This is a genomic window from Mesorhizobium sp. P5_C1 (genome assembly GCF_054049815.1).
The window spans coordinates 1-22737 of record NZ_JBFULQ010000034.1 but is presented as its reverse complement, the minus strand read 5'-3'; the positions used below and the strand labels follow the sequence as shown (position 1 = coordinate 22737).

At 63.4% G+C, this 22737-nt stretch carries 28 protein-coding genes; 12 read left to right on the top strand and 16 right to left on the bottom strand.

Annotated elements, in window-relative coordinates:
• Positions 1–185: 185 nt before the first annotated feature.
• The 6 genes from pal to ybgC all read right to left on the bottom strand — a co-directional run bounded on the left by pal (position 186) and on the right by ybgC (position 5432).
• Positions 186–692 (bottom strand): peptidoglycan-associated lipoprotein Pal, encoded by a 507-nt coding sequence (pal, locus tag ACXJ7R_RS05110; RefSeq protein WP_095089511.1) that lies wholly within the window; start codon positions 690–692, stop codon positions 186–188.
• Positions 693–946: 254 nt separating this feature from the next.
• On the bottom strand, positions 947–2230 hold the full coding sequence (tolB, locus tag ACXJ7R_RS05105) for a Tol-Pal system beta propeller repeat protein TolB (RefSeq protein WP_245331229.1): 1284 nt from the start codon (positions 2228–2230) through the stop codon (positions 947–949).
• 66 nt (positions 2231–2296) lie between these two features.
• Positions 2297–3454 (bottom strand): TonB family protein, encoded by a 1158-nt coding sequence (locus ACXJ7R_RS05100; RefSeq protein ID WP_095089515.1) that lies wholly within the window; start codon positions 3452–3454, stop codon positions 2297–2299.
• A gap of 7 nt (positions 3455–3461) precedes the next feature.
• Positions 3462–3914 carry a protein TolR gene (tolR, locus tag ACXJ7R_RS05095; RefSeq protein WP_457150860.1) on the bottom strand — a complete coding sequence of 151 codons (453 nt, stop codon included), beginning with the start codon at positions 3912–3914 and terminating at the stop codon, positions 3462–3464.
• Positions 3915–3924: 10 nt separating this feature from the next.
• Complete coding sequence (gene tolQ / locus ACXJ7R_RS05090; protein WP_095089519.1) at positions 3925–4635, bottom strand: protein TolQ; 711 nt, start codon at positions 4633–4635, stop codon at positions 3925–3927.
• 326 nt (positions 4636–4961) lie between these two features.
• The gene (ybgC, locus tag ACXJ7R_RS05085) at positions 4962–5432 is read right to left on the bottom strand and encodes a tol-pal system-associated acyl-CoA thioesterase (RefSeq protein WP_095089521.1); all 471 of its coding nucleotides are present in this window, start codon (positions 5430–5432) and stop codon (positions 4962–4964) included.
• A gap of 57 nt (positions 5433–5489) precedes the next feature.
• On the opposite strand from ybgC, the gene ACXJ7R_RS05080 reads away from it, so the two are divergent.
• The gene (locus tag ACXJ7R_RS05080; protein WP_457150859.1) at positions 5490–6740 is read left to right on the top strand and encodes a glycoside hydrolase family 5 protein; all 1251 of its coding nucleotides are present in this window, start codon (positions 5490–5492) and stop codon (positions 6738–6740) included.
• 4 nt (positions 6741–6744) lie between these two features.
• Here the strand turns inward: ACXJ7R_RS05080 and ACXJ7R_RS05075 are convergent, their stop codons facing one another.
• From ACXJ7R_RS05075 to ACXJ7R_RS05040, 8 genes are all read right to left on the bottom strand, one after another.
• On the bottom strand, positions 6745–7641 hold the full coding sequence (locus ACXJ7R_RS05075) for a metallophosphoesterase (protein ID WP_457150858.1): 897 nt from the start codon (positions 7639–7641) through the stop codon (positions 6745–6747).
• A gap of 149 nt (positions 7642–7790) precedes the next feature.
• Complete coding sequence (gene ruvB / locus ACXJ7R_RS05070; RefSeq protein ID WP_457150857.1) at positions 7791–8828, bottom strand: Holliday junction branch migration DNA helicase RuvB; 1038 nt, start codon at positions 8826–8828, stop codon at positions 7791–7793.
• A gap of 43 nt (positions 8829–8871) precedes the next feature.
• Positions 8872–9492 carry a Holliday junction branch migration protein RuvA gene (gene ruvA / locus ACXJ7R_RS05065; RefSeq protein WP_095089529.1) on the bottom strand — a complete coding sequence of 207 codons (621 nt, stop codon included), beginning with the start codon at positions 9490–9492 and terminating at the stop codon, positions 8872–8874.
• A 27-nt stretch (positions 9493–9519) separates the two neighbouring features.
• Positions 9520–9939: a type II toxin-antitoxin system VapC family toxin gene (locus tag ACXJ7R_RS05060; protein WP_457150856.1), complete on the bottom strand. Its 420-nt coding sequence runs from the start codon at positions 9937–9939 to the stop codon at positions 9520–9522.
• On the bottom strand, positions 9917–10186 hold the full coding sequence (locus ACXJ7R_RS05055) for an AbrB/MazE/SpoVT family DNA-binding domain-containing protein (protein WP_095089533.1): 270 nt from the start codon (positions 10184–10186) through the stop codon (positions 9917–9919). Before ACXJ7R_RS05055 ends, ACXJ7R_RS05060 begins: the two co-directional genes overlap by 23 nt.
• A gap of 59 nt (positions 10187–10245) precedes the next feature.
• Entirely contained in the window at positions 10246–10755 is a 510-nt protein-coding gene (ruvC, locus tag ACXJ7R_RS05050) for a crossover junction endodeoxyribonuclease RuvC (protein ID WP_095089535.1), read from the bottom strand.
• 76 nt (positions 10756–10831) lie between these two features.
• Complete coding sequence (rcdA, locus tag ACXJ7R_RS05045; RefSeq protein WP_095089536.1) at positions 10832–11365, bottom strand: protease adaptor protein RcdA; 534 nt, start codon at positions 11363–11365, stop codon at positions 10832–10834.
• A 519-nt stretch (positions 11366–11884) separates the two neighbouring features.
• Positions 11885–12265 (bottom strand): hypothetical protein, encoded by a 381-nt coding sequence (locus ACXJ7R_RS05040; RefSeq protein ID WP_457150855.1) that lies wholly within the window; start codon positions 12263–12265, stop codon positions 11885–11887.
• Positions 12266–12594: 329 nt separating this feature from the next.
• Between ACXJ7R_RS05040 and ACXJ7R_RS05035 the strand changes: the two genes are divergently transcribed.
• Positions 12595–13146 (top strand): DUF2269 family protein, encoded by a 552-nt coding sequence (locus ACXJ7R_RS05035; RefSeq protein WP_457150854.1) that lies wholly within the window; start codon positions 12595–12597, stop codon positions 13144–13146.
• A 40-nt stretch (positions 13147–13186) separates the two neighbouring features.
• On the opposite strand, the gene ACXJ7R_RS05030 is transcribed toward ACXJ7R_RS05035, so the two are convergent.
• Entirely contained in the window at positions 13187–13957 is a 771-nt protein-coding gene (locus ACXJ7R_RS05030; protein WP_457150853.1) for a sulfite exporter TauE/SafE family protein, read from the bottom strand.
• Positions 13958–14069: 112 nt separating this feature from the next.
• The gene (locus tag ACXJ7R_RS05025; protein WP_457150852.1) at positions 14070–14549 is read right to left on the bottom strand and encodes an Lrp/AsnC family transcriptional regulator; all 480 of its coding nucleotides are present in this window, start codon (positions 14547–14549) and stop codon (positions 14070–14072) included.
• Positions 14550–14681: 132 nt separating this feature from the next.
• Between ACXJ7R_RS05025 and ACXJ7R_RS05020 the strand changes: the two genes are divergently transcribed.
• The 10 genes from ACXJ7R_RS05020 to ACXJ7R_RS04975 all read left to right on the top strand — a co-directional run.
• Positions 14682–15587, top strand: a complete 906-nt coding sequence (locus ACXJ7R_RS05020; protein ID WP_457150851.1) for a DMT family transporter — start codon at positions 14682–14684, stop codon at positions 15585–15587.
• 133 nt (positions 15588–15720) lie between these two features.
• Entirely contained in the window at positions 15721–16368 is a 648-nt protein-coding gene (locus ACXJ7R_RS05015; RefSeq protein WP_457150850.1) for a thiamine phosphate synthase, read from the top strand.
• A gap of 46 nt (positions 16369–16414) precedes the next feature.
• Positions 16415–17410, top strand: coding sequence for a tetratricopeptide repeat protein (locus tag ACXJ7R_RS05010; RefSeq protein ID WP_457150849.1), 996 nt, complete (start codon positions 16415–16417; stop codon positions 17408–17410).
• Between the two features lie 21 nt (positions 17411–17431).
• Positions 17432–17575, top strand: coding sequence for a hypothetical protein (locus tag ACXJ7R_RS05005; protein ID WP_457150848.1), 144 nt, complete (start codon positions 17432–17434; stop codon positions 17573–17575).
• Positions 17576–17737: 162 nt separating this feature from the next.
• Positions 17738–18304 carry an elongation factor P gene (efp, locus tag ACXJ7R_RS05000; protein WP_095084240.1) on the top strand — a complete coding sequence of 189 codons (567 nt, stop codon included), beginning with the start codon at positions 17738–17740 and terminating at the stop codon, positions 18302–18304.
• 86 nt (positions 18305–18390) lie between these two features.
• Positions 18391–19191: an inositol monophosphatase family protein gene (locus tag ACXJ7R_RS04995; RefSeq protein WP_457150847.1), complete on the top strand. Its 801-nt coding sequence runs from the start codon at positions 18391–18393 to the stop codon at positions 19189–19191.
• 104 nt (positions 19192–19295) lie between these two features.
• Positions 19296–19982 (top strand): PAQR family membrane homeostasis protein TrhA, encoded by a 687-nt coding sequence (gene trhA, locus ACXJ7R_RS04990; protein WP_457150846.1) that lies wholly within the window; start codon positions 19296–19298, stop codon positions 19980–19982.
• 109 nt (positions 19983–20091) lie between these two features.
• Positions 20092–21117 (top strand): MotA/TolQ/ExbB proton channel family protein, encoded by a 1026-nt coding sequence (locus ACXJ7R_RS04985; protein WP_095084237.1) that lies wholly within the window; start codon positions 20092–20094, stop codon positions 21115–21117.
• A gap of 1 nt (position 21118) precedes the next feature.
• Positions 21119–22150, top strand: coding sequence for a peptidoglycan -binding protein (locus ACXJ7R_RS04980; RefSeq protein WP_095084236.1), 1032 nt, complete (start codon positions 21119–21121; stop codon positions 22148–22150).
• Positions 22151–22398: 248 nt separating this feature from the next.
• Positions 22399–22737 (top strand): hypothetical protein (locus ACXJ7R_RS04975; protein ID WP_457150845.1); only part of this gene is annotated, 339 nt, incomplete at its 3' end.

The window sequence follows — 22737 nt, the reverse complement described above, 5'->3', positions numbered from 1 at the left end:
CCAATCAGAGTGGGACCAGCCAAGCGCCCTCGGCTCATAGCAGGAGCCGAGACTTCGGCCAAATTTTGTTTCGGGCATCCGGATATGAAAAAGGCGGCCCTGGGGCCGCCTTTCGCAAGGGTGTGTGGCATTTTTGCCGCTAGACCGTAGCGCCTCCTTGACGCTCGGGTCGGCAGCACGAAGGCTCAGGAACCGGCGCCGCTGAGCGTGGTGACCGCGCGGCGATTCTGCGACCAGCAGGAGATGTCGTCGCACACCGCGACCGGACGCTCCTTGCCGTAGGAAATCGTCTTCAGGCGGCTCGCCGAAACGCCCTTTGCGACGAGGAAGTCGCGGGTGGCGGCGGCGCGGCGGGCGCCGAGCGCCAGATTGTACTCGCGCGTGCCGCGCTCATCGGCATGGCCTTCGATGACGATGGCATACTGCTTGTACTGGTTCAGCCAYTGCGCCTGGCGCGAAAGCGTCGTCTGCGCATCGGCACGGATCGAGGTCGAGTCCGTATCGAAGAAGATGCGGTCGCCGATGTTGACGGTAAAGTCCTTCGCCGAGCCGGGCGTTGCCGCGCCGGCGCCGTTGAGGCCAAGGTCGGCGGCATTGTTAGGCGTCTTCTTCGAGGCGCAACCGGCGATGGCGAGCATCGCCACCAGCGCGATCATGACCGGATTTCTGGTAAGTGCTGCGATACGGCCCATGCCGCCTCTCCTTCGCATTTCGAGTGATTTCGTTGATCACCCAGTAACCACGTTTGGGTTAACCGGCATTCAAGAAACACGGTTAAAATTTGGTTTAGACTGCCCGTCCGCAGCCGTTTGGCAAAGCCACATTTCGCGCGGACCGTAGGCGTAAATGCGGCCAAAACGCGACCGTGACGTGAAAAGAGGCCCTGTTGGGCCTCTTTCAGCAGTGCCGCGCGGGATGCTGGAGCAAGGCATGCTCAAGCCCAGCATTATTCCAGCAACGGCGACCAAGCCGGGTCCGAAGCAAAATTCGTCGTCGGGATCGACTGTTCATTGCGGCCGGTGAGGTCGACCGAGACCAGCTTCGGTCCGCCGGCGGAATCCCGGAAGAACATCAGCACGCGGCCGTTCGGCGCCCAGGTCGGCCCTTCCTGCTGGAAACCGGACGACAGGATCCGCTCGCCCGAGCCATCGGTCTTCATGACGCCGATCTGGAATTCGCCGCCTGTCTGTTTGGTGAAGGCGATGAGATCGCCGCGCGGCGACCACACCGGCGTCGAATAGACGCCGTCGCCGAAGGAGATGCGGTTCTGGCCCGAGCCATCGGCGCCCATCACATAGATCTGGGCGCGCCCGCCGCGATCGGAGGTGAACACCACCTGGCTGCCGTCGGGCGAATAGGACGGCGACGTGTCGATGGCGGTCGAATTGGTCAGCCGCGTCGTCGAACGGCTCCGCAAGTCCATGGCGAAGATATTGGAATTGCCGTCGTCGCGCAGCAGGCTCATGATCACCTTCTGGCCGTCGGGTGAAAAGCGCGGCGCAAAGGTCATGCCCGGAAAATTGCCCACCAGTTCGCGCTGGCCGGTCTCGATCTGCAGCAGGTAGACCCGCGGCTGACCGCTTTCATAGGACATGTAGGTGATTTCCTGGCGGTTCGGCGAGAAGCGCGGCGTCAGCACGATCGACTTGCCGTCGGAGAGATAGCGGACGTTGGCACCGTCCTGATCCATGATGGCGAGGCGCTTCTTGCGCGCGTTCTTGGCGCCGGATTCGTCGATGAAGACGACGCGGGTGTCGAAATACCCCTTCTCGCCAGTCAGGCGTTCGTAGATCGCGTCGGCGATGATGTGGGCGACGCGCCTCGTATTGGCGTCGTTGGCAAAGAACTGCTCGCCGGACATCTGCTGGCCGGCAAAGGTGTCCCACAGCCGGTACTGGGCGCGAATGCGGCCGTCAGCCTCCTTGCCGACGCTGCCGGTGACCAGGGCCTGCGCATTGATCACTTTCCAGTCGTCGAAGCGCGGTGCTGCATCCGGATTGGAGATCTTCTCGATAAAGGCACTCTTGTCGATCGGCGCGAACAGTCCCGAGCGCTTCAGATCGGCGGTGACGATTTCGGAGATCTGGGCGCCAAGCGCGTCGCCGCCCTGGAAATCGGTGATGGCGATCGGCAGCGGTTCGACATTGCCCTTGTTGACGTTGAGCTCGACGAGCGCCAGGGCCGGCAACGTGCCGGCAGCAGTCATGCCCATCGCCATAGCTGCGATCATCAGGAGCGGCTTGAGGATTGATTTCATGTCTTCTCGCTTCTCGTACTGATTTTCGGATACTCGGGCCTACAGGCCCAGCATCTCCCTTGGATCGAAGGTGACGCGGACGTCGGCCCAGATGTCCTGCTTGCCCGCGGGGACCTGCAGGCCGGTGACATCGCATTTTTGCACGGCGCGAACGGCACTTTCGTCGAACTGGCGGTTTCCGCTCGACTTTTCGACATTCGGGCGGCCATCCAGCTTGCCGGAGGCGTCCAGGTTGAAGCGGACGACGACGACGAAGTTTTCCGAACCTTCAAGGCCAACCGGAAGGGTCCAGCAGCCGCCGAGCTGGCTTTCAAGGGCGCCCATTTCCGATTTCGACAGCTTCTGGCCCTGATCCTTGTCGCCGCCGAGCGAGGCCTGCTGGGTCGAGCGCTTGGCGCCGCCGCCGGACGGCTTCTGCTTGTCGAGGAGAGCCGAGATTTCGTCGGCGTTGAACTGCTTGTCTTCGGACTTCGGCTTCGACGAGGCTTCCTTGACCGGCTTGTCGGCATCCTTGCGTTCCGGCGCCTTGGCGCTTTCGGCCTGCGCCGGCTGCGGCTTCGGCCGCGCTTCCGGCGCGGGCGCCGAATTCGGCAGTTGCGTCTCTTCGGTGGGCGGATCCTTGGCTATGGCTTCGGCGACAGCGTCAGGCTTGACCTCGGGCGTCGGATCGATGGCCGCGGTCTTGTCCTGCGGCGGCGGGGTCGGCGCCGGCTTGGCCGGCGTCGGCTTGGGGTCCGCCTGCTTGACCGGCTCGGGCTTCACCTCTTCCTTGGGCGTCGGCGCCGGCGCCACTTCCGTTGCCGGAATGGGCTTCGGCTTTTCCTGCGGCTTGGGCACGTCCTCGGGCTTCGGCTTTTCGATCGGGGTCGGCGCCGGCGGCGGAGCCGATGTCATGTCGACCGGCTTCGGCTTGGCCTCCGGCGTTACCGGCTTGTCGGTGTCGACGCTGTTCTCGCCGACCTTCTGCGATACCGGCACGATGTCCGGGCGCTGGGTCGGCACAGGGGCCGGCTTTTCATGCATCACGGCCTTCTTGTCGCCCTGCAATGTCTGCGCGATGGCTTCCATCGGCACGATGTCGACCGCGACCGACTCGACATCGGCGGACGGGAGTGCGGCCGGCGCCGACAGCGTGAACAGGCCGAAGGCCAGCACCGCCGTATGCAAGATCACCGATGTGGTGAGGCCGGTCTTCATCTCGCGTCTATTGATCCTGTTCCTGCAGTGAAACCAGGCCGATATTCTTGTAGCCAGCGGCCGAAATGCGGGCCATCACCTTCATCGCCGTGCCATAGTCGGTGGTCTTGTCGCCACGGATGAAGATGCGCTCTTCATAGCCGGTCTTCGAGATCGCCTGCAGCTTGGCCACCAGTTCCTCGATCGGGATCTCGGTTTCCTGCAGATAGATCTGGCCGGCGGCGTTGATCGAGACGGTGATCGGCTGCGTGTCGGCGTTCATCGCCTTGGCCTGCGTGTCCGGCAGGTCGATCGGCACGCCGACCGTCAGCATCGGTGCCGCGACCATGAAGATGATCAGCAGCACCAGCATCACGTCGACCATCGGCGTGACGTTGATCTCAGACATCAGTGCATGGTGACGGCCGCGCCGCCTGTGGCCGCGCCCACCGCGTCCTCCCATGCCAACGGACATACCCATCAGTTACTCCTCAGGCCTTGGGGGCCACTTTTTCATCGATTTGGCGCGAGAGTATGGCGGAGAACTCGTCGGAGAACCCTTCCATGCGCACCGCTATCTTGCTCGCGTCGGACGACAGTTTGTTGTAGGCGATGACGGCGGGGATGGCGGCGAGCAGGCCGATGGCCGTCGCCAGCAGCGCTTCGGCAATGCCGGGCGCGACCACCGCGAGACTGGTGTTCTTGGAGCCGGCGATCGCCTGGAACGAGGTCATGATGCCGATGACCGTACCGAACAGGCCGATGAAGGGTGCCGCTGAGCCGGTGGTGGCGAGGAAACCGAGGCGCCCCTCCAGCTTTTCCATCTCGCGGGTCAACGCCAGGTCCATCGCCTTGTCGATGCGGGTTTGCAGGCCGAGCGGCGACTTGGCGCCTTTCTCGAAGCTTTTCTTCCACTCTCGCATCGCCGCCACGAAAATGGCGCCCATGCCGGTGGTCTTGCGGTCGGCGAGCGTGCGGTAAAGTTCCTCCAGCGACTGCCCGGACCAGAACACCTGCTCGAACCGGTTGAGTGACAGCCGCATGCGGGCATAGGCAACCAACTTGTCGACGATGATTGCCCAGGTCCAGACCGACGCGCAGAGCAAACCGATCATGACCAGCTTGACCACCCAGCTGGCCTGCATGAACAGCGCCCAAATCGACAATTGCGCGCCCGGTTCGGCGAGTGCGATATTTTCCATCGTTACGTCCTTAAGATTTTCCGGGCGAAGCTGGCGGCTGGCCCCTGGCATCCCTTGTGGTCGGTTCGCACGCAGCTACCGTAACAACCCCAAACCGTGCCGTTGGTGGCCTTTTCAGGGCAAATATTGGTGAAAGGAAGGCGCTTGATAACGCCAAACTTCACCAATCTCTTCATGAACCGTTATGGTTAAGGATGGGTTAGTCCATAAGGCGCGGCGCATTGCCGCGTCCCGCCATCGCAAAGAACCGGAGCGGAGCGTACTTGAAGTACGTGAGCACCGGAAGCGCAGGAAACCCCCGTTTGCAGGCCGGCATCACCTGAATATCAGCGCACCCGCGGCATGAACGCCGCCATCCATTCCCTCGGAAAGCGCCTTGGCCTGCCATTCTCGCCGATGATAGCCGCCTCGACCTTGGCCTCGACCAGCACCTCGTCGCCGCGTTTGAGCTGCTGCGCCATGAAGATGCGCGCACCGGAAATGTCCTCGGTGCGGGTCTCGATCGTCAGGATGTCGTCGATGCGGGCGGGGCCGCGAAAATTGATCTCCATGCGACGCACCACCCAGACGATCTTCTCGCCATGCTTGCCGTCGGCGAGCTCGGTGTGGTGCACGCCGGTCAGCCTGAGATAGTCGGAGCGGCCGCGTTCGAAGAATTCGAGATAGCGCGCATGGTAGACGACGCCGGAGAAATCGGTGTCGGCGTAATAGACGCGCGCCATCAGCCGGTGGCCGAATTCCGTCAACGCGCCGGAAAGCCCTGCCAGCAACGCCGCCGATTCACCATGATCGTCCATTGCGCTTCCTTTTTCAGTCCCGACCGGGCACGTGTTTTCCGCGCGACATAGCATCGGATGGCACTGTTGACGGCGATGATCAAGACCTTGATGGCGGCGCTGTTCGTGCTGGTGGCTCTGTCGCTGCCCGGCCAGGCGGCCACCTTCTCGATGAAGCGCGGCCTCAACCTCGACCAGTGGACGACGTGGCCGGGCGAGGACCGGTGGGGCGATGCCAAGGCGATCCTGCCCTATCCGGAATGGCGCAAATTCCTCAAGGACGACGATCTCAAGGCGCTTAAGGAGGCAGGCTTCGATTTCCTGCGCATGCCGGTCGATCCGTCGCCTTTCCTTTCCGGCCAGACCGTGGCCTTGCGCGACGACCTCTATGCCAGCGTGCTGGACTCGGTGCGCATGATCAACCGCGCCGGGCTGAAGGTGATCGTCGACATGCACCTGATCCCGGCCGGCGGTAGCCGCAAGATCGGCATGGCCGAAGTGATGGACGACCCGCGGACCTTCGACGCCTATGTCGACATGGTGCGCGAGATGGCCCGCACTCTGGCCGGCGAAGACCCCGAAAAGGTCGCCTTCGAGCCCATGAACGAGCCGATCGTCGACTGCGACAGTGACGGCACCAGCCTCTGGCCGGAGCGCCAGCGTAAGCTGTTCGCGGCGGCGCGCTCCTCGGCGACGAAACTGACCCTGGTGCTGACCGGCGCCTGTTATTCGGCCGCGACTTCACTGCAGAAGATCGATCCGAAGACGATCCCTGACGACAATGTCATCTGGACCTTCCACTCCTACGATCCGTTCCTGCTCACCCATCAGGGCGCGACCTGGGCCGGCGACTTCATCCCCTATGTGACCGGCCTGCCCTTTCCGCTGACCGCGGTGCCACAGGCACAGCTCGAGGTGACGCTCGACACCATCCGCGCCAGGATCAAGGCCGAGGCACCGTGGACACGGCGGAGCGGCCTGCTTGCCTATCTCGACGAACAGGTCGCCAGCATGGACAGCCCCGACAAGCTGCTCGGCCTGATGGATGCGCCATTCAGACAAGTCGAGGCGTGGGCGAAGGCAAACGGCATCAAGCCGCAGAACGTCACGCTGGGCGAATTCGGCATGATCCGCCAGGAATATGGCAACGCCTATGTGATGCCGGCCGCGTACCGCGCCGCCTATGTCAGGGACATGATCGCACGAGCCGAAGCGCATGGCTTCTCATGGTCGGTGTGGAGCTATGGCGGCGCCTTCGGCATCGTCGATGCCTTCAACGGCGACAGAGCCGAGCCTGAGGTGATGGATGTGATCCGCGCCCTGCATTGACCGCTCAGCCAAGGTCGATCGACAGGATTTCAGGGCGCATCCCGAAACGCACCGGCACAATGCTGAAGCCAAGCCCGCCCGAGACGATCAGATTGCCGTCGTTCTCGACGACATGGCCATAGGCATAGCGATTGCCGAACCGCGACGGCACGACCGGCGAGTAGCCGAACAGCCGTACCTGTCCGCCATGGGTGTGGCCTGACAGGGTCAGCGACACCCGCGACGGTACGGTGGGAAAAATATCGGGTTCATGTGCGAGCAGGATGACCGGCGAGGCATCACTGACTTTGGCGAGCGTGCCGTCAAGATCGTCAAGCCCCTTGAAGCCGGCGCGAGCCCTGGTCGGCAGCAGGGCCAGCTGATCGGCGAGCCCGGCGATCCAGACGCCATGCCCGTCCTTCTCCAGGCGCATGACGTCGTTCTCCAGGACCGGGATGCCGACTTTCTCCAAGGCTTTACGCGCTATGGTCGGGCCGGCGCCGGCCCGCTGCGCGAAGCCATCGCCCCACCAGTCGTGGTTGCCAAGGATCGACAGCACCCCGAGGGGTGCCTCGAGGCCCGACAGCGCCGATGCCCATTGTGACGGCATCACCGGCCCGGTCACCAGGGGCATGCCGGCGATGTAGTCGCCAAGCAGGACGATCAGGTCCGCTTGCTGCGCATTCGCGTCTTCGACAAGCGAAGCGATCCGCTCCGGTGTCATCCACGGCCGGCAGGCATGGATGTCGGCGAGCGCGACGATGCGCAGTTTCAATCCCGCCGGCCAATGCGGCGGGGTCAGCGTGTAGCGCTTCACATGCGTCAGCAGCATCGGTTCGATGCCGACCGCATAGGCGCTGAGCGCGGCGACCGACAGAAACGACCCGCCGACGAAGCGCAGGATCCCGCGTCTGGTTATCATGCTCGGCTCCGGGACAAAATCGCGGCGACAGTCGCCAAGGCCGCGTTAAAGTCCATGATTGCGCCGGCAAACCGGCGAAGCTGAGGAGATTTTGCGCAAGGACGGTCACGGATCCTTGATCGCCGATCCCAGTCCAATCGTCCGGACCGCTACTCTTCCTGGAACAGGTTGATCTGCTGCTGCGCCAGATCCTTCGGCGCATCGAGGCCGAGGTGCCGCCAGGCATTGGCCGTCAGCATCCGGCCGCGCGGCGTGCGTTGGATGAAGCCCTGCTGGATCAGATAGGGCTCGATGATGTCCTCGATGGCGTCGCGCGGCTCGGACAGGCCGGCTGCGATCGTCTCGATGCCGACCGGGCCGCCGCCGAAATTGCGGGCGATCATCGACAGATACCGGCGGTCGAGGGCGTCGAGGCCGAGCGCGTCGACCTCCAGCCGGGTGAGCGCCTCATCGGCAATCTGGCGATCGACATGGCCATCGCCGGCGACCGAGGCGAAATCGCGCACCCGGCGCAGCAGCCGTCCGGCAATGCGGGGCGTACCGCGTGCGCGCCGCGCGATCTCCAGCGCGCCATCGTCGCCGAGCGGCATTTGCAGGATGCGGGCGCCACGCCGGACGATCTGTTCCAGTTCATCGACCGTATAGAAATTCAGTCGTACCGGAATGCCGAATCGGTCGCGCAGCGGATTGGTCAGCAGGCCAAGCCGCGTGGTGGCGGCGACCAGGGTAAAGCGAGCAAGGTCGATCTTGACCGAGCGCRCCGCCGGTCCCTCGCCGATGATCAGGTCGAGCTGGAAATCCTCCATTGCCGGATAGAGGATTTCCTCCACCGCCGGGCTCAGCCGGTGGATCTCGTCGATGAACAGCACGTCGCCTTCTTCGAGATTGGTGAGCAGGGCCGCGAGATCGCCGGCCTTGGCGATGACCGGGCCGGAGGTCGAGCGGAAATTGACGCCGAGCTCGCGCGCCATGATCTGCGCCAGCGTCGTCTTGCCGAGACCCGGCGGCCCGACGAACAGCACATGGTCGAGCGCTTCGTTGCGGCCCTTGGCGGCTTCGATGAACACTTTGAGATTGGCCCGCACCGCCGCCTGGCCGACGAAATCGTCAAGCGTCTGCGGCCGCAAGGTCTGCTCTGCATCCTCGCCGCGTTTTTCGGGCGTAATGAGACGGGGTGACAGGCTCATGGCACCTTCCTTGCACGCGGCAAGGACCTGAACAAGCGACGCCTCACCGCGCCAGTTCCTTCAGGCCGAAACGGATCAGCTTCGGTGCATCGGCATCCTCGCCCGCAGTCTTGAGCGCCGCCGCCACCGCATTGGCGGCTGTGTCGCGCGAATAGCCGAGATTGACCAGCGCCGAGACGGCGTCGGTGATCGGCGCCGGAGCAACGCCTTCGCCGAGTTCCTGCTTCAAGCCGATGGTGCCCGAGGCGGTGCCCGCATAGGCCGGCGCCTTGTTCTTCAACTCGGTGACGATGCGCTCGGCCACCTTCTTGCCGACGCCAGGCGCACGAGAGACCATGGCGATGTCGCGCAGCGCAATGGCGTTGGCGAGATCGGCCGGCGCCAATGTCGACAGGATGGCCAGCGCCACCTTGGCGCCGACGCCTGGCACATTGTTCATCAGCAGCCGGAACCATTCGCGCTCCAGCTGCGACTGGAAGCCGTAGAGCCGCAGCATGTCCTCGCGCACATAGGTCTCGATGAACAGCACCACCGCTTCGCCCGGCGCCGGCAATGCGGCCAGCGTACGCGCCGAGCAATAGGCGACATAGCCGACACCGTGGATATCGACGAGGCAATGATCCTCGTCGATTTCGTCCAGCGTGCCCTTGAGTTTGCCGATCATGCCAGATCTTTCATGGAAGATGGGCCCTCATGGGTACGTTTGAGGAGAGATGATGTCGAGATCCGGGAAGTAACTGCGATAGCGGGCAGCGTCGCGGGTCAGCAGACGATGTCCGGCAACGGTCGCATGGGCTCCGATGAAAAAGTCTGGCAACGTCCGCTCGCGAACCCCGCCAGCACGGCGATAGCGGGAATGCGTAACGCCTGCAAGGAATGCCGCGTCCCAAGGCAGGAACTCACGATCCATCTCAAGCATGTCGACTGCTTTTCGAAGCGCTGTCTCTGTCGCTATCAGCGGCGCGAGCTCGGACCAGATGATCGTATTGATCAGCAAGGCTCCATCGCGGCGACAGGAAACAATCGCCGATGCCGACCATTTTGTCAGCGGTCCGGCCGGTCCCCAGACGTCGATCAGGACATTTGTGTCAATCAACGTCGAGATCTTCACGCGGCCCCCTCAACCAGTCCATGTATTCGTCGGTCGTCATGCCCCCCAGATCCAGAGTCCCCTCCATCCGGTCAAGCACATCACTGAACCTGCGGGATGCCTCTTCCTCGGACAGGTTTTCGTTGACGGCGACAAGACGAGCGCCCTCGTCGGTGGCCACGAACTCCACCTCGGAGCCCGGGCCGATTCCCAGATGGTCTCTTATCTGTTTGGGGATTGTGACTTGCCCCTTGGTGGTCACGCGCATGGTAATACCTCTGAAGTATTACTTATCGCAGGAGGAACGGGAACAAGTCAAGAACATTGCTACCCGGCGAGCGCCATCCGATAGGCGACACTTTGCCGGTGATGCGCATGGCAGATGGCGATGGCGAGAGCGTCGGCGGCGTGTTCGGTATCGAAGGTGGCCTTTGGCAAAAGCACCTTCACCATCATGTGGATCTGTTTCTTGTCGCCATGGCCGACACCGATCACCGCCTTCTTGACGGCGTTGGGCGCATATTCGGCGACGACGAGACCAGCGCGCGCCGGCACCAGCATGGCGATGCCACGCGCCTGGCCGAGCTTCAGTGTCGCCACCGCGTCCTTGTTGACGAAGGTCTGTTCGACCGCTGCCTCGTGCGGCATGGCGGTGTGCAGGATTTCGGCGAGCCCGTCATGCAATTGGCAAAGCCGCGTCGCCAGAGCCGCCTTGTCGTCGGAACGCACGGTGCCTGAGGCAACGAAGCGCAGCGAATTGCCGAGGCTCTCGACGATGCCCCAACCGGTACGCCTGAGCCCCGGATCGATACCGATGATGCGAATCGCTTCCCCCATGCTGCCAGTCTACCTCCGACGGACAGCGATGCCAGCGAAATGTGAACAAACCGGAAACGAATGGCGCCGCCCAGGTTTAGCCGCGAGCGAAAGCCGTGTTCAGCAGGCTGATCTGGTCGGAAACCGGATTGGGGCGGCGGGCCGCCGGTTGCATGTCGACCACGGCGTCGGAGCCGTAGATCTCCTCGTCCATGCGGCGCACCAGCGCCTGCAGGCGCAGCGAGCGGGTGACGAGGTCGAGGAAATCCTCGGGCAGTTCGGCCCAGCCCGCGGCTTCGTCATGGGCGGAAGCGGTGTCAAGGCGCACCTTGGACTTCTCAGACGCAACCTGGTCGCGGGTCATCTCACCGGAATTCGCGGCGCGCTGCAAAAGCAGCCACGAGGCAACCTGCATCAGCCTTGTGGTCAGCCGCATCGATTCGGCCGCATAGAGCGTGGCCCCCAGCCTGGACAATTTCTTTGCCTCGGCCCGGCCCTTGCCGTCGAGATACTCCGCCGCCTGTTCGACCAGGCCCATACCTTCCTGGTAAAGCGGCTTGAAGGATTGCGTGAAAACCCGGCGCTCCGCCAGCTTGACGGTTTTCGCACTGCCCGTCGAAGGCTCGTTCATTGCTACGCCCCTGCACCTACAGCCGGCTGATTCGGCTCACTGCCGATACACCCGGCAGCCTATATGACTGAAGCTTCAAAATGCGCTTCGTCACCCGCGATGGCAAGCACATGTTTAACAGAAGGTTAACGGCGAGCCGACATCGGACGCCCCCGGAATCCAGACAAAAAAAGAGCCGCGGATAAGGCGGCTCTCAGGAGTTTAACAGGGAGGCGTCAAACAAAGTGGCTCCAACCACTCGGTAAGAATCCAGATCACTGGATGGACATAGTAAACACCTGTAAAGCTTAATGAAGCCTTAACGGCGCGCGTGTTTTTTGATCCAACGCCGCTGTCCTGTGCCGTAACAGCACAGCCCGAACCTCACCTCCAGAGTCCGTTTCGAAATTCGCTCTGGCGAGTCACATGGCGGTGGTTTCGAGAACCGGAGCGGAGCGGACATTTGGTCCGTGAGCACCGGAGGCGCAGAAAACCCCATCAGATGGCCGCCAGAGTAGAGYTTCCGGACAGGCTCTCGGCTCAGGCTTTCTTCCAGACGGCCGGCAAGGCGATGAAGGCAAACAGCAGCATGGCCGCGTAGAAGCCCATCGAAGAAATCCCGACCAGCGGTTCGATCGCGGCATTGCCGGCAAGCAGGAAATAGAGACCGATCAACAGGCCGATGCCGCTGATTGCCGTCAGCCAGAAATGGATCGTGGCGAGCATCTTTTGTCCGACTGCCGGAAATAGATGGTAGAAGAAGGCGAAGACCGCCGACATCAGCCATCCGGCCACCATCGTGTGGGCGTGGGTCGGCATCTGGCTATGGTCCTGACTGATCGCCATGTGCAGGCCGAGCGCCATCCCGCACAGCGAATAGATGATGGCCAGCGTGAAGAAATTCCGTGCTACCCCTTGCATAATGTCCCCTCGAATGCCTCTTCCCGTGTGCGGGAATGGGTTGTTGTCAGGCGAATCTTGTCGCCACCGGGCTCCCGGCATTGGCGCACTAGCATCGGCACTGTTTCCAGACGATGTCGCGCCAACCCCTCCCGACACTTCTCCCAATAGCAGAAAACCAGGAAGCGCATTCACCATCTCAGTGGCTTCGTGTGCTGGCTGCAAACTGAAACAGAACCGGCTTTTCGCGACATCGTTCCGAAACAGGCGCGGCGCTAAACGCTCGCTCGTCTGACGGCCGGCGCAAATCRCCCCTGCCGCATCCCCTCCAGAACACTCCGGGAGCAACCATGGACTGGTACTCGATCGTAAAATTCCTCCATGTCGTCACGGCCATTCTATGGGTCGGAGGCGGCTTCGTGTTGTTCCTCCTCGGCGTGCTTGCCGAGCGCGCCGGCAACATCGAGGAAAAGTTGCAGGCGATGCGCGCCAGCGGGCAGTTGGGTGGCCGTTTCTTCGCGCCGATGTCGATGCTGACCCTGATCTTCGGCCTCATCATGTGCAGTTTCTGGGTTGGCTTCTCGGATCTATGGATCATCATCGGTCTGGTCGGCTACGCGACGACCTTTTCGATCGGCATGTTCATCTTCAAGCCAACGGGCGAGCGCATGGGAGCGATGATCGCCAAGGACGGTATCACGCCTGCTGTTCTGGCCATCGGCCAGCGCATGATGAGCGCCGCACGCTTCGACTACGCAGTGATGCTGGTAGTCATCGCCGACATGGTGCTCAAGCCGACTGTGCATGACATCGGCATTCTTGCTGGCATGGTGCTGGTCGTCGTGGTCGGCGCCACACTGGCCCTTGGCGTCGACCGTCGCCTCGTGCCGAGCGCCGCCTGACACCGCCGAGATGATGCGGGCGGCTGCACGACCGCCCCCTCTACATGAGGCCGGCGATGCCGTCCCACAGTAGCTTTAGCGCCACCACCGCCACGGTAGCGTAGGTGAAGGGATAGAAGGTTTCCTGGCGCATGCGCCGCACCAGCCAGGCGCCGGCGACGGTCGAGAGCGGCGCCAGCGGCATCAGCACCGCCGAAGCCGTCAGATTGGCGGTGTCGAACTGGCCGAGCGCGAAATAGGGAATGAGCTTCAGCGCATTGGTTGCGGCAAAGAAGATCGCCGCGGTGCCCGACAGAATTTTGGGATCGAGCCGGATCGGCAAGGCATAGACCTGGAACGGCGGGCCGCCGACATGGGCGACGAAGCTGGTGAAGCCGGCGACCGTTCCCCAGATGGCAGCAGCGACGCGATTGGGCGCGACCGCGTGGTCGGCGCCATGGCGAAACTGCAGATAGAGCCAGCGCAGGACGAAGATGATGGCGACGGCGCCGACGATCAGCCGTACCGCCTCCTCGGTGACCAGTGCTGCCGTCAGCCAGCCGAGTCCGATGCCGACGACCGCGCCCGGCATCATGTCGACCAGCATCTTGCGGTCGTAGACACCCCACCATGTCCACACCGACACGATGTCCATCAGGCACAGGATCGGCAGGAGGATCGCCGCCGCCTGCACCGGCGGCATGGTCAGCGCCATCAAGGGCACGCCGACGAAACCAACGGCGCCGCCGAAGCCGCCCTTGGACAGGCCGACCAGAATGACCGCCGGAATGGCGGCCGCGTAGAACCACGGTTCGAGAAGCAGGCCTGACATGGGGAGGGGCTGGGCTGGAGGGAAAGCGTATCGACGTCTGAATAGCCCAGATTCCCCAGCGGAGCGACAGCAAATATACCGCACCGACCGCCGGCGTTTCACCCGGCGTCGATCAGGAAGCCTGCAAGATCTTTGCCTTGTCACGCGGGGCGGTTACGTCGAGAGGTGGCGGCCGCCGCCGGATCGGCTGCGCCTTGATGATGGCGGTGCTCGTCTCAGCCTTGTCGGCGATGCGGTCGAGAATGCCGTCGAGATCGCCGATCGAGCGCACGAACAGCCGGGCGACGAAGCAGTCATCGCCCGTCACCTTGTCGCATTCGCCAAATTCGGGGATCTCCTCGATCAGCTTCTGGACGATGTGCAGCTTGCCCGGCAAAGGCCGGATGCGCACGATGGCCTGCAACGTATAGCCTAGCGCCAGCGGATCGATCTCGACGGTGAACGCCCGGATGACGCCGCGTTCCTCGAGCCGTCGAAGCCGTTCCGAGACGCTCGGCGATGACAGCCCAACTTGGGCAGCCAATTCCTTCAGCGAAGTCCGCGCGTCCTTGATCAGAATTTCGAGGAGGCGTCGGTCGAGATCGTCAAGCATTTTACATTTCCCGCAAATTTGGAGGCGAGGCCTAATATAATTAGGTCAATCGTCTATACTACCTTTCTCATCAGATGGAAAGCTTCGTTGCCGCATGAGATTATACCGGCTCAACGGGTTCGGAGGTTTGTCGTGAACGATACAGTGCGCGGTACGGTCGAAATGTCCGCCGCAATGGCGATCCTGGGGACGATCGGATGGTTCGTCGTCATGTCCGGCCAGCCGATCATGGACGTGGTGTTCTGGCGTTGCGCGTTCGGCGCGCTGACGCTGCTTGTCATCTGCGCCGGGCTGGGGTTGCTGCGCAACAGCTTGTCGCTGCGCATCATCGGCTTCGCCGCGCTCGGCGGCGTCGCCATCGTCGTCAACTGGCTGCTGCTGTTCAGCGCGTTCTCGCGCGCGTCGATCTCGATCGCCACCGCCGTCTACAACACGCAGCCCTTCATGCTGGTCGGCTTCGGCGCACTGTTCTTCGCCGAGCGACTGACCCTGACCAAGCTGACCTGGCTGGCCATCGCCTTCGCCGGCATGGTGCTGATCGTGCAGGCCGCCCCTGATGCCGGCGATGTCGGCACCGATTACTTTACCGGCATCGTCATGGCGTTGGGCGCGGCTTTCTTCTGGGCCGTCGCCGCCATCGTCACCAAGAAGCTCAAGGGCACGCCGCCGCACCTGATCGCGCTGATCCAGGTCTGCGTCGGCGTCGTCATGTTGGCGCCCTTCGCAAATCTTTCCCAGCTTCCCGCCGATGCGTGGAGCTGGGCCATGCTGGCGACGCTCGGCATCGTCCACACCGGCCTGATGTACATCCTGATGTACGGCGCCATCCAGAAGCTGCCGACGCATCTGCAGGGGTCGCTGTCCTTCATCTACCCGGTGGTGGCGATCCTGGTCGATGTCGTGGCCTTCGGCCATCGGCTGCATCTGAGCCAGATTGTCGGCGCCACCGCCATCCTGATCGCCGCCGCCGGCATGAATCTCGGCTGGACGCTCTGGAAGTCGAAGGCGCCCGTCGCGAGCCCGCACCCGATCAAGTGACACAGGCCCGCCGGCGGCCCGGCGGGTCACAATCGCGATCCCGGCTGCCCGCCTGTTCAAAGCGGGCACTTTGCTCTATGCCGCAATCCAACCATCTTCGCCCGGCATAGGCGAAACGCGGGATCGAAGAACCATGAATGACGCAACGCCCCCCAACCGCTGTCGCATCGTGCTGATCGCGCCGCCCGGCGTGCCGGCGGCCCGTATCGCCGCGGCATTCGAAGGCGGCGATGTCGCCTCGCTGATCCTGCCGGAGAACGGCATGGACGAGGGCTCCTTCCAGGCTTTCGCCGAACAGATCGTGCCGGCCGCGCAGGCCGCGGGCGTCGCTGTCGTCATCGCCGGCGATACCCGCATAGCCGGTCGCGTCCAGGCCGACGGCATCCATGTCGAGGTCTCCAAGGCCGAACTCGCCGAGACGATCGAACATTTCCAGGCAAAGATGATGGTCGGCGCCGGCGGCGCCAAGACACGTGACGACGCGCTCGAGCTTGGCGAGACACGGCCCGACTACATCTTCTTCGGCCGCTTCGGCTACGACAACAAGCCCGAACCGCACCCGCGCAACCTGTCGCTCGGCAAATGGTGGGCCGACATGATCCAGATCCCTTGCATCGTCATGGCCGGATCCGACATCGCCTCGGTGGAAGCGGTGGGCGCCACCGGCGCCGAATTCGTGGCACTGTCGAGCGCCGTGTTCGCCGACGCCGCCGACCCCAGGGCAGCGGTCGCCAGCGCCAACGCGCTGCTCGACGAGACCGCGCCGCGTTTCGAGGACTGACGTGCCTTCGGCGACGCTTCCCCTCCAGGCTCTGCTTGCGGTGCTCATGGTCCAGGCAGCGGCCGCGGAGAACATCCCGCTGCCGCAACCCAAGCCGGAAGCCGGCGTGCATACGGACAAGCCGATCGACAAGCCGCTGCCGCAACCCGCCACCACGGCCGAGCCGGCGCCGCTGCCATCGGCCGATGCCATCAACCCCGATCGCTTCGGCGCAAAGCCTGCCGACGCCGCCTATGGCGCTTTCCAGCGCGGGCTATACAAGACGGCCTACAATCTCGCGTTGATCCGCGCGCAAAACGGCGACCCGGCGGCGCAGACGCTGGTCGCCGAGATCCTGTCGCGCGGGCTGGGAGTACCGCTCAATGCCGCGGAAGCGGCGAAATGGTACGCGCTTGCCGCCGAGCAGGGTGTGCCGGAATCGCAGTTCCAATACGCGCTGATGCTGCTCGATGGCCGGTACGTCAAGAAGGACGAGAAAGGGGCCTATGCGCTGATGCAGGCAGCCGCCGAAGCCGGCAACCAGCTGGCGCAGTTCAATTTCGGGCAGATGCTGGTCCAGCAGGACCCCGGCGACGCCGGCCTCGCCAGGGCGGTCTCCTACTACGAGCGTGCCGCCGCCACCGGCCTCGCCGACGCGCAATATGCAATGTCGCAGATCTATGCCAATGGCGTCGGCGGCAAGCCGCGCGACGACGCGCAGGCAAGGCGCCTGCTGGCGCAGGCTGCACGCCAGAATTACGACACCGCGCAGATCGATCTCGCAGCCTGGATGATCGAGGGACGCGGTGGCGGCCGTGACCTGAAATCCGCCTTCGGCTGGATGAAGCGAGCGGCGGAGGGCGGCAATGTCGCCGCGCAGAACCGCCTTGCCAAGCTCTATATGCAAGGCATCGGCACCGATCCGGATCTTGTCCTCGCCGCGGCCTGGTACATCGTCGCCCGCCGCGCCGGTCTCATCGACCCGCAGATGGACGACTTCCTGCAGGGGTTGGATGACGACCAGACCAAGCAGGCGCTGCAGAAGGCGAACCGCCTGCCCTGACCGGGAATCCAGGACCCGGCCATGCAGATGGAGTGGGTGCACCGGGGTCACGGGCTCGGCCTCATGCCCATGCATCTACTCCCTCAGCATCTGCCGAAGGGCGTGATGCGCGTCGCCGATGCGATCGCCAAATCGGTCGGTGCGGTCATCGACCAGAATGCCTGACCCGGCCTTCTTCGGCACCGCATCTCCAGACCCCGCCTGGGTGTTTCATCCCTGCCGCTTGGCCCCAGCCTGCCCCGCTCCCTTGCCTCTTCTGGCGATTTGTGGTCTTGGGAGCCCGAAATCGCTTTCCCAGCGAACATCTCATTCCCGGATCAGATCACTATGGCCAAGATCAATGGCAACGAAATCCGTCCCGGCTACGTCATCGAGCATGACGGCGGCCTGTGGGTGGCGGTCAGGACCAACACCGTCAAGCCAGGCAAGGGCGGCGCCTACAACCAGGTCGAACTGAAGAACCTCATCAACGGCACCAAGCTCAACGAGCGCTTCCGCTCGGCCGAGACCGTCGAGCAGATCCGGCTCGATCTCAAGGATTTTTCCTTCCTCTACGCGCAGGAAGACGCGCTGGTGTTCATGGACACCCAGAGCTACGAGCAGCTCGAATTGGCGAAGGACTTCGTCGGCGATCGCGCCGCCTTCCTGCAGGACGGCATGATGGTCACGGTCCAGCTTTATGAAGAAAGGCCGATCGGCATTTCTCTGCCCGACTATGTGACGCTGACCATCACCGAGGCCGATCCCGTGGTAAAGGGTCAGACGGCCGCGTCCTCCTACAAGCCGGCGGTACTGGAGAACGGCATCCGTGTGCTGGTACCGCCGTTCATCGGCGCCGGCGAACGCATCATCGTCGACACCAACGAAATCACTTACGTGCGCCGCGCAGACTGATGCATGCCGCCCAAAAGTGGCCCCGGTTTTGGGTCACCGACATGCATCAAGACAGCGCTTGAAGCGCAGCAGCAGGAAGAAGCACGATGGCACGCTCAGCCCTTCTCAACGTCATGGTCCAGGCCGCAATGAAAGCCGGCCGCTCGCTGTCGCGCGACTTCGGCGAGGTGCAGAACCTGCAGGTCTCGATGAAAGGCCCTGGTGACTATGTCAGCCAGGCCGACCGCAAGGCCGAGGAGATCGTCTTTGCCGAACTGTCGAAGGCACGGCCGGGCTACGCTTTCCTGATGGAGGAGCGCGGCGTGGTCGAAGGCGACGACGGCCAGCACCGCTGGATCGTCGACCCGCTCGACGGCACCACCAATTTCCTGCACGGCATCCCGCTCTTTGCCGTTTCGATCGCCCTGGAACGCCAGGGGCAGATCGTTGCCGGCGTCATCTACAATCCGGCAATGGACGAGCTCTACACCGCCGAACGCGGCGGCGGCGCCTTCATGAACGACCGCCGGCTGCGCGTCGCCGGCCGCATCAAGCTGGTCGATACGGTGATCGGTTGCGGCGTGCCGCATCTCGGCCGCGGCCACCACGGCAATTTCCTCGTCGAACTGCGCAACGTCATGGCTGAGGTCTCCGGCGTGCGCCGCTTGGGGGCCGTCTCGCTCGATCTCGCCTATGTCGCCGCCGGCCGCATGGACGGGTTTTGGGAAACCGGCCTGTCGGCCTGGGACGTCGCCGCCGGCCTGCTACTGATCCGCGAGGCGGGTGGCTTCGTTTCGGATATGGACGGTGGTCAGGACATGCTCGACAACGGCTCGGTGGTCGCCGGCAACGAGGTCATCCAGCGCGCTTTGCTGAAGGCCGTGAAGAAGCCGCTCTCGGCACGCTGACTGACACGCCGCGCTGATGCGCCGCAGTCGCAAAACCGCAATGGAAGCTTGAAATACTGCCCGGCAAGCGCCCAGATCATAGTGCGCGGCGCAGGAACCCGGCAGTGAACGACATCAAGCCCCACCACGACATCCCGTTCATCGGACGCTGGCACTATTCGCGTGCCGAGATGATCGCCGACGGCATCGTCCATGCGGTCGGCATCGTGCTGGCGATCTCGGCGGGTTCGGCGCTGCTGGCGCTAGCGGCGTTTCGCGTCGGGCCGGGCGAATACATCGCCGCTGCCTTCTATGTGGTTTCGCTGCTCACCGTGCTGTCGGTGTCGCTGACCTACAATTTGTGGCCGGTGTCGTCGCCGGCGAAATGGATCCTGCGGCGCTTCGACCATGCCGCGATCTATCTCCTGATCGCCGCGACCTACACGCCTTTCCTGGCTCAGCTCGAAGGCTCGCCGCTGGCGCACTGGATGATTGTCCTCGTCTGGGCCGCTGCAGCGCTGGGCATCGCCATCAAGGTGTTTTTTCCCGGCCGTTTCGACCGGCTGGCGATCGTCTTCTATCTCGCCATCGGCTGGAGCGGCATCGTCCTGGTAAAGCCGCTTGTCCAGACCCTGCCGACGACGTCGATCGCGCTGATCGTTGCCGGCGGCATCGTCTATTCCTGCGGCGTCATCTTCTTTGCCTGGAAGGGATTGCGCTTCCACAATGCGCTGTGGCACGGCTTCGTCGTCACCGGCGCCGGCCTGCATCTGGCCGCCATGGTCGACTGTCTGGTCATCAATCGCCTCTGACACAGGCTTATAGACGCGGCAATATTGCCAAGCGCCATTCAATTTGGTCACAATTCCGTTTAGAGTCGCGGTCTACGTGATCGGCGGCGGCATCGGAAACGGGGCACGGATGGCTTTTCTCAGATCCTTCGGCATGGGCAGACGCTCTGATGTCCTGATCTACGATCCGCATAAACTGTCGAGCCCGCAGGTCTTTCTGCTGACCATGATGATCTTCCTGGTCATCGTCGCCTTCATAGCCGCCATCCTGACCCGCCAGATCTCGACCGCCTTTGGCAGCAATCCCGGCCTCAACGGCCTGATCGTCGGCGTGTTGGTGGTCGGCATCCTCTTGGCCTTCGCTCAGGTCGGACGGCTGTTTCGCGAAGTGCGCTGGGTGAATTCGTTCCGTGCCGGCTCGGAGACCACCGAACCGGTGCTGCTGGCGCCGATGAAGGCGATGATCGGCCGCTCCTCGGCGACGGCCTTCTCGACCAGTTCAATGCGCACCATGCTCGATTCCATTGCCACGCGGCTCGACGAAAGCCGTGACACGTCGCGCTATCTCGTCGGCCTGCTGGTGTTCCTCGGCCTGCTCGGCACCTTCTGGGGTCTGTTGAACACCATCGCCTCGATCCGTGAGACCATCGAATCGCTCGATCCAGGTACGGGCGATGCCGCTGCGGTGCTCGATTCGCTGAAGCAAGGCCTTTCGGCGCCGCTGGCCGGCATGGGCACGGCCTTCTCGTCCTCGCTGTTCGGCCTGTCCGGCTCGCTGGTGCTCGGCTTCCTCGACCTGCAGGCCGGCCGCGCCCAGACGCGCTTCTACACCGAACTGGAAAACTGGCTGTCCTCGGTCACCGATCTGTCGTCCGACATCGTCGTCTCCGACCAGGCCAAGACCGAATCCTCGGACGAGATCCGGGTCTTGTCGGAAAGGCTGCGCAGCATGCAGGAGAATGGCGGCGGCTCCAATCCGCGCGTCGCCACCGCCATGGCCAATCTCGCCGACGGCATTTCCGGCCTGGTCAAGAACATGCGCTCGGAGCAGCAGATCATGCGCGACTGGGTCGAGGCCCAGTCCGACGAGCAGAAGGCGATGCGCAACACGCTGGAAAAGATTGCCGACGCCCTGAAGAAGCCCGGGGTGCATTGACGTGGCGCTGGCGCGTGGACGGCGCACCGATCGCCGCATCGATTACTGGCCGGGCTTCGTCGACGCGCTGTCGACGCTGCTTCTGGCGATCATGTTCCTGCTCACCGTCTTCGTGCTGGCGCAGTTCCTGCTGGGCCGCGAAATCTCCGGCAAGGACACGGCGCTCTCGCGACTCAATTCGCAGATCAACGAGTTGACCCAGCTTCTGGCGCTGGAGCGCTCGACGGCACAGGACAAGGAAGATTCGCTCGCCAATCTGCAGGCTTCGCTGTCGGCGGCGGAAGCGGAAAAGAGCCGGCTCGAACAATTGCTGGCGCAAGGTGCCGGCGCCGGAGACGCCGCCAACCAGCGTGCCGTAGCACTTTCGGGCGAACTCGACAGCCAGCGCCAGATCAGTCAGCAGGCGCTGAGCCAGGTCGAGATTCTCAACCAGCAGATTGCAGCACTGCGCAAGCAGATCGGTGCGCTCGAGGATGCGCTCAACGTCTCCGAAACCCGCGATCGTGATTCCAACACCAAGATCGCCGATCTCGGCCGCCGCCTGAACGTCGCACTGGCGCAGCGCGTCCAGGAATTGAACCGCTACCGCTCCGACTTCTTCGGCCGCTTGCGCGAGATCCTCGCCGACCGCGAGAACATCCGCATCGTCGGCGACCGCTTCGTCTTCCAGTCCGAAGTGCTGTTCCCGACCGGCTCCGAAGTGATCAACGATGCCGGCAAGGTGGAGATGAAGAAACTTGCCGACGCCATCATCGAATTGCAGAAGGAAATCCCGCCCGAGATCAACTGGGTGCTGCGCGTCGACGGCCATACCGACAACAAGCCGCTCTCCGGCACCGGCCGCTACCGCGACAACTGGGAGCTGTCGACGGCGCGTTCGACCTCGGTGGTGAAGTTCCTGATCGAGAACGGCGTGCCGGCCAACCGCCTGGTCGCCGCCGGCTTCGGCGAGTTCCAGCCGCTCGACCCCGCCGACACCGAAGAGGCGCGCAACAAGAACCGGCGTATTGAACTGAAGCTCACCGAACGTTGATCCATCATCACGCGGCATCACGCGAATTTGTTCGCCGGCTCAACTCTAGGGCGTAGAGCAAGGCCGGCAAGGCCTGAAAAGATTATCTTTTTTTAATTACACATCGTCGAATTGCGGTCCTAGCTTCCCCACCTGGGCCGAGAACCGCCGGCGATGAACCCCATCGCGACGCGACGGAACCGGACGGCCCGCAGCCGGAGGGCAGGCGAGACAATCGCCGCCTTCCTCTTCAGGAGGAGAACGCAACGATGCGCTCTTTTATTCCCAGCACCTCGCTTAGAACTGCAACACTCACGGCGGTCCTCATCGCCGTTCCGCTTGCCGGCGCCTATGCCGCGGGCCATCACAGAGGCGCTCTGGACGCCGGCGATCCGACCGACTTTACGGGGCCGCGCGTCGAAGGACTCATCCAACAGGTTCAAGGCGTCCGCCAGGGCATAGTCGATGCAAGGCAGGCCAACAACATCACGCCCGCCGTCGCCGAACGCCTGGAAATGCGGACGGTCCGCATCAGTCAGGCGGCCGAGAAGATAGCGGCATCGGATCACGGCAGGATACCGGCCGCGCAATACCATGAGCTGCTGCGC

Bases quoted from the DNA above. Each gene is read 5' to 3' on its own strand.
- ACXJ7R_RS04995 (WP_457150847.1), top strand. From the start codon at position 18,391: ATGGCACGCTCAGCCCTTCTCAACGTCATGGTCCAGGCCGCAATGAAA.
- ACXJ7R_RS05030 (WP_457150853.1), bottom strand. From the start codon at position 13,957: ATGTCAGGCCTGCTTCTCGAACCGTGGTTCTACGCGGCCGCCATTCCG.
- ACXJ7R_RS05055 (WP_095089533.1), bottom strand. From the start codon at position 10,186: ATGCGCGTGACCACCAAGGGGCAAGTCACAATCCCCAAACAGATAAGA.
- tolQ (WP_095089519.1), bottom strand. From the start codon at position 4,635: ATGGAAAATATCGCACTCGCCGAACCGGGCGCGCAATTGTCGATTTGG.
- rcdA (WP_095089536.1), bottom strand. From the start codon at position 11,365: ATGAACGAGCCTTCGACGGGCAGTGCGAAAACCGTCAAGCTGGCGGAG.
- efp (WP_095084240.1), top strand. From the start codon at position 17,738: ATGGCCAAGATCAATGGCAACGAAATCCGTCCCGGCTACGTCATCGAG.
- ACXJ7R_RS04985 (WP_095084237.1), top strand. From the start codon at position 20,092: ATGGCTTTTCTCAGATCCTTCGGCATGGGCAGACGCTCTGATGTCCTG.
- ACXJ7R_RS05025 (WP_457150852.1), bottom strand. From the start codon at position 14,549: ATGCTTGACGATCTCGACCGACGCCTCCTCGAAATTCTGATCAAGGAC.
- ACXJ7R_RS05100 (WP_095089515.1), bottom strand. From the start codon at position 3,454: ATGAAGACCGGCCTCACCACATCGGTGATCTTGCATACGGCGGTGCTG.
- ruvC (WP_095089535.1), bottom strand. From the start codon at position 10,755: ATGGGGGAAGCGATTCGCATCATCGGTATCGATCCGGGGCTCAGGCGT.
- ACXJ7R_RS05040 (WP_457150855.1), bottom strand. From the start codon at position 12,265: ATGCAAGGGGTAGCACGGAATTTCTTCACGCTGGCCATCATCTATTCG.
- ACXJ7R_RS05015 (WP_457150850.1), top strand. From the start codon at position 15,721: ATGAATGACGCAACGCCCCCCAACCGCTGTCGCATCGTGCTGATCGCG.
- ybgC (WP_095089521.1), bottom strand. From the start codon at position 5,432: ATGGACGATCATGGTGAATCGGCGGCGTTGCTGGCAGGGCTTTCCGGC.
- ACXJ7R_RS05080 (WP_457150859.1), top strand. From the start codon at position 5,490: ATGGCACTGTTGACGGCGATGATCAAGACCTTGATGGCGGCGCTGTTC.
- ruvA (WP_095089529.1), bottom strand. From the start codon at position 9,492: ATGATCGGCAAACTCAAGGGCACGCTGGACGAAATCGACGAGGATCAT.
- ACXJ7R_RS05010 (WP_457150849.1), top strand. From the start codon at position 16,415: ATGGTCCAGGCAGCGGCCGCGGAGAACATCCCGCTGCCGCAACCCAAG.
- ACXJ7R_RS05075 (WP_457150858.1), bottom strand. From the start codon at position 7,641: ATGATAACCAGACGCGGGATCCTGCGCTTCGTCGGCGGGTCGTTTCTG.
- tolB (WP_245331229.1), bottom strand. From the start codon at position 2,230: ATGATCGCAGCTATGGCGATGGGCATGACTGCTGCCGGCACGTTGCCG.
- tolR (WP_457150860.1), bottom strand. From the start codon at position 3,914: ATGGGTATGTCCGTTGGCATGGGAGGACGCGGTGGGCGCGGCCACAGG.
- ACXJ7R_RS05035 (WP_457150854.1), top strand. From the start codon at position 12,595: ATGGACTGGTACTCGATCGTAAAATTCCTCCATGTCGTCACGGCCATT.
- ACXJ7R_RS05005 (WP_457150848.1), top strand. From the start codon at position 17,432: ATGCAGATGGAGTGGGTGCACCGGGGTCACGGGCTCGGCCTCATGCCC.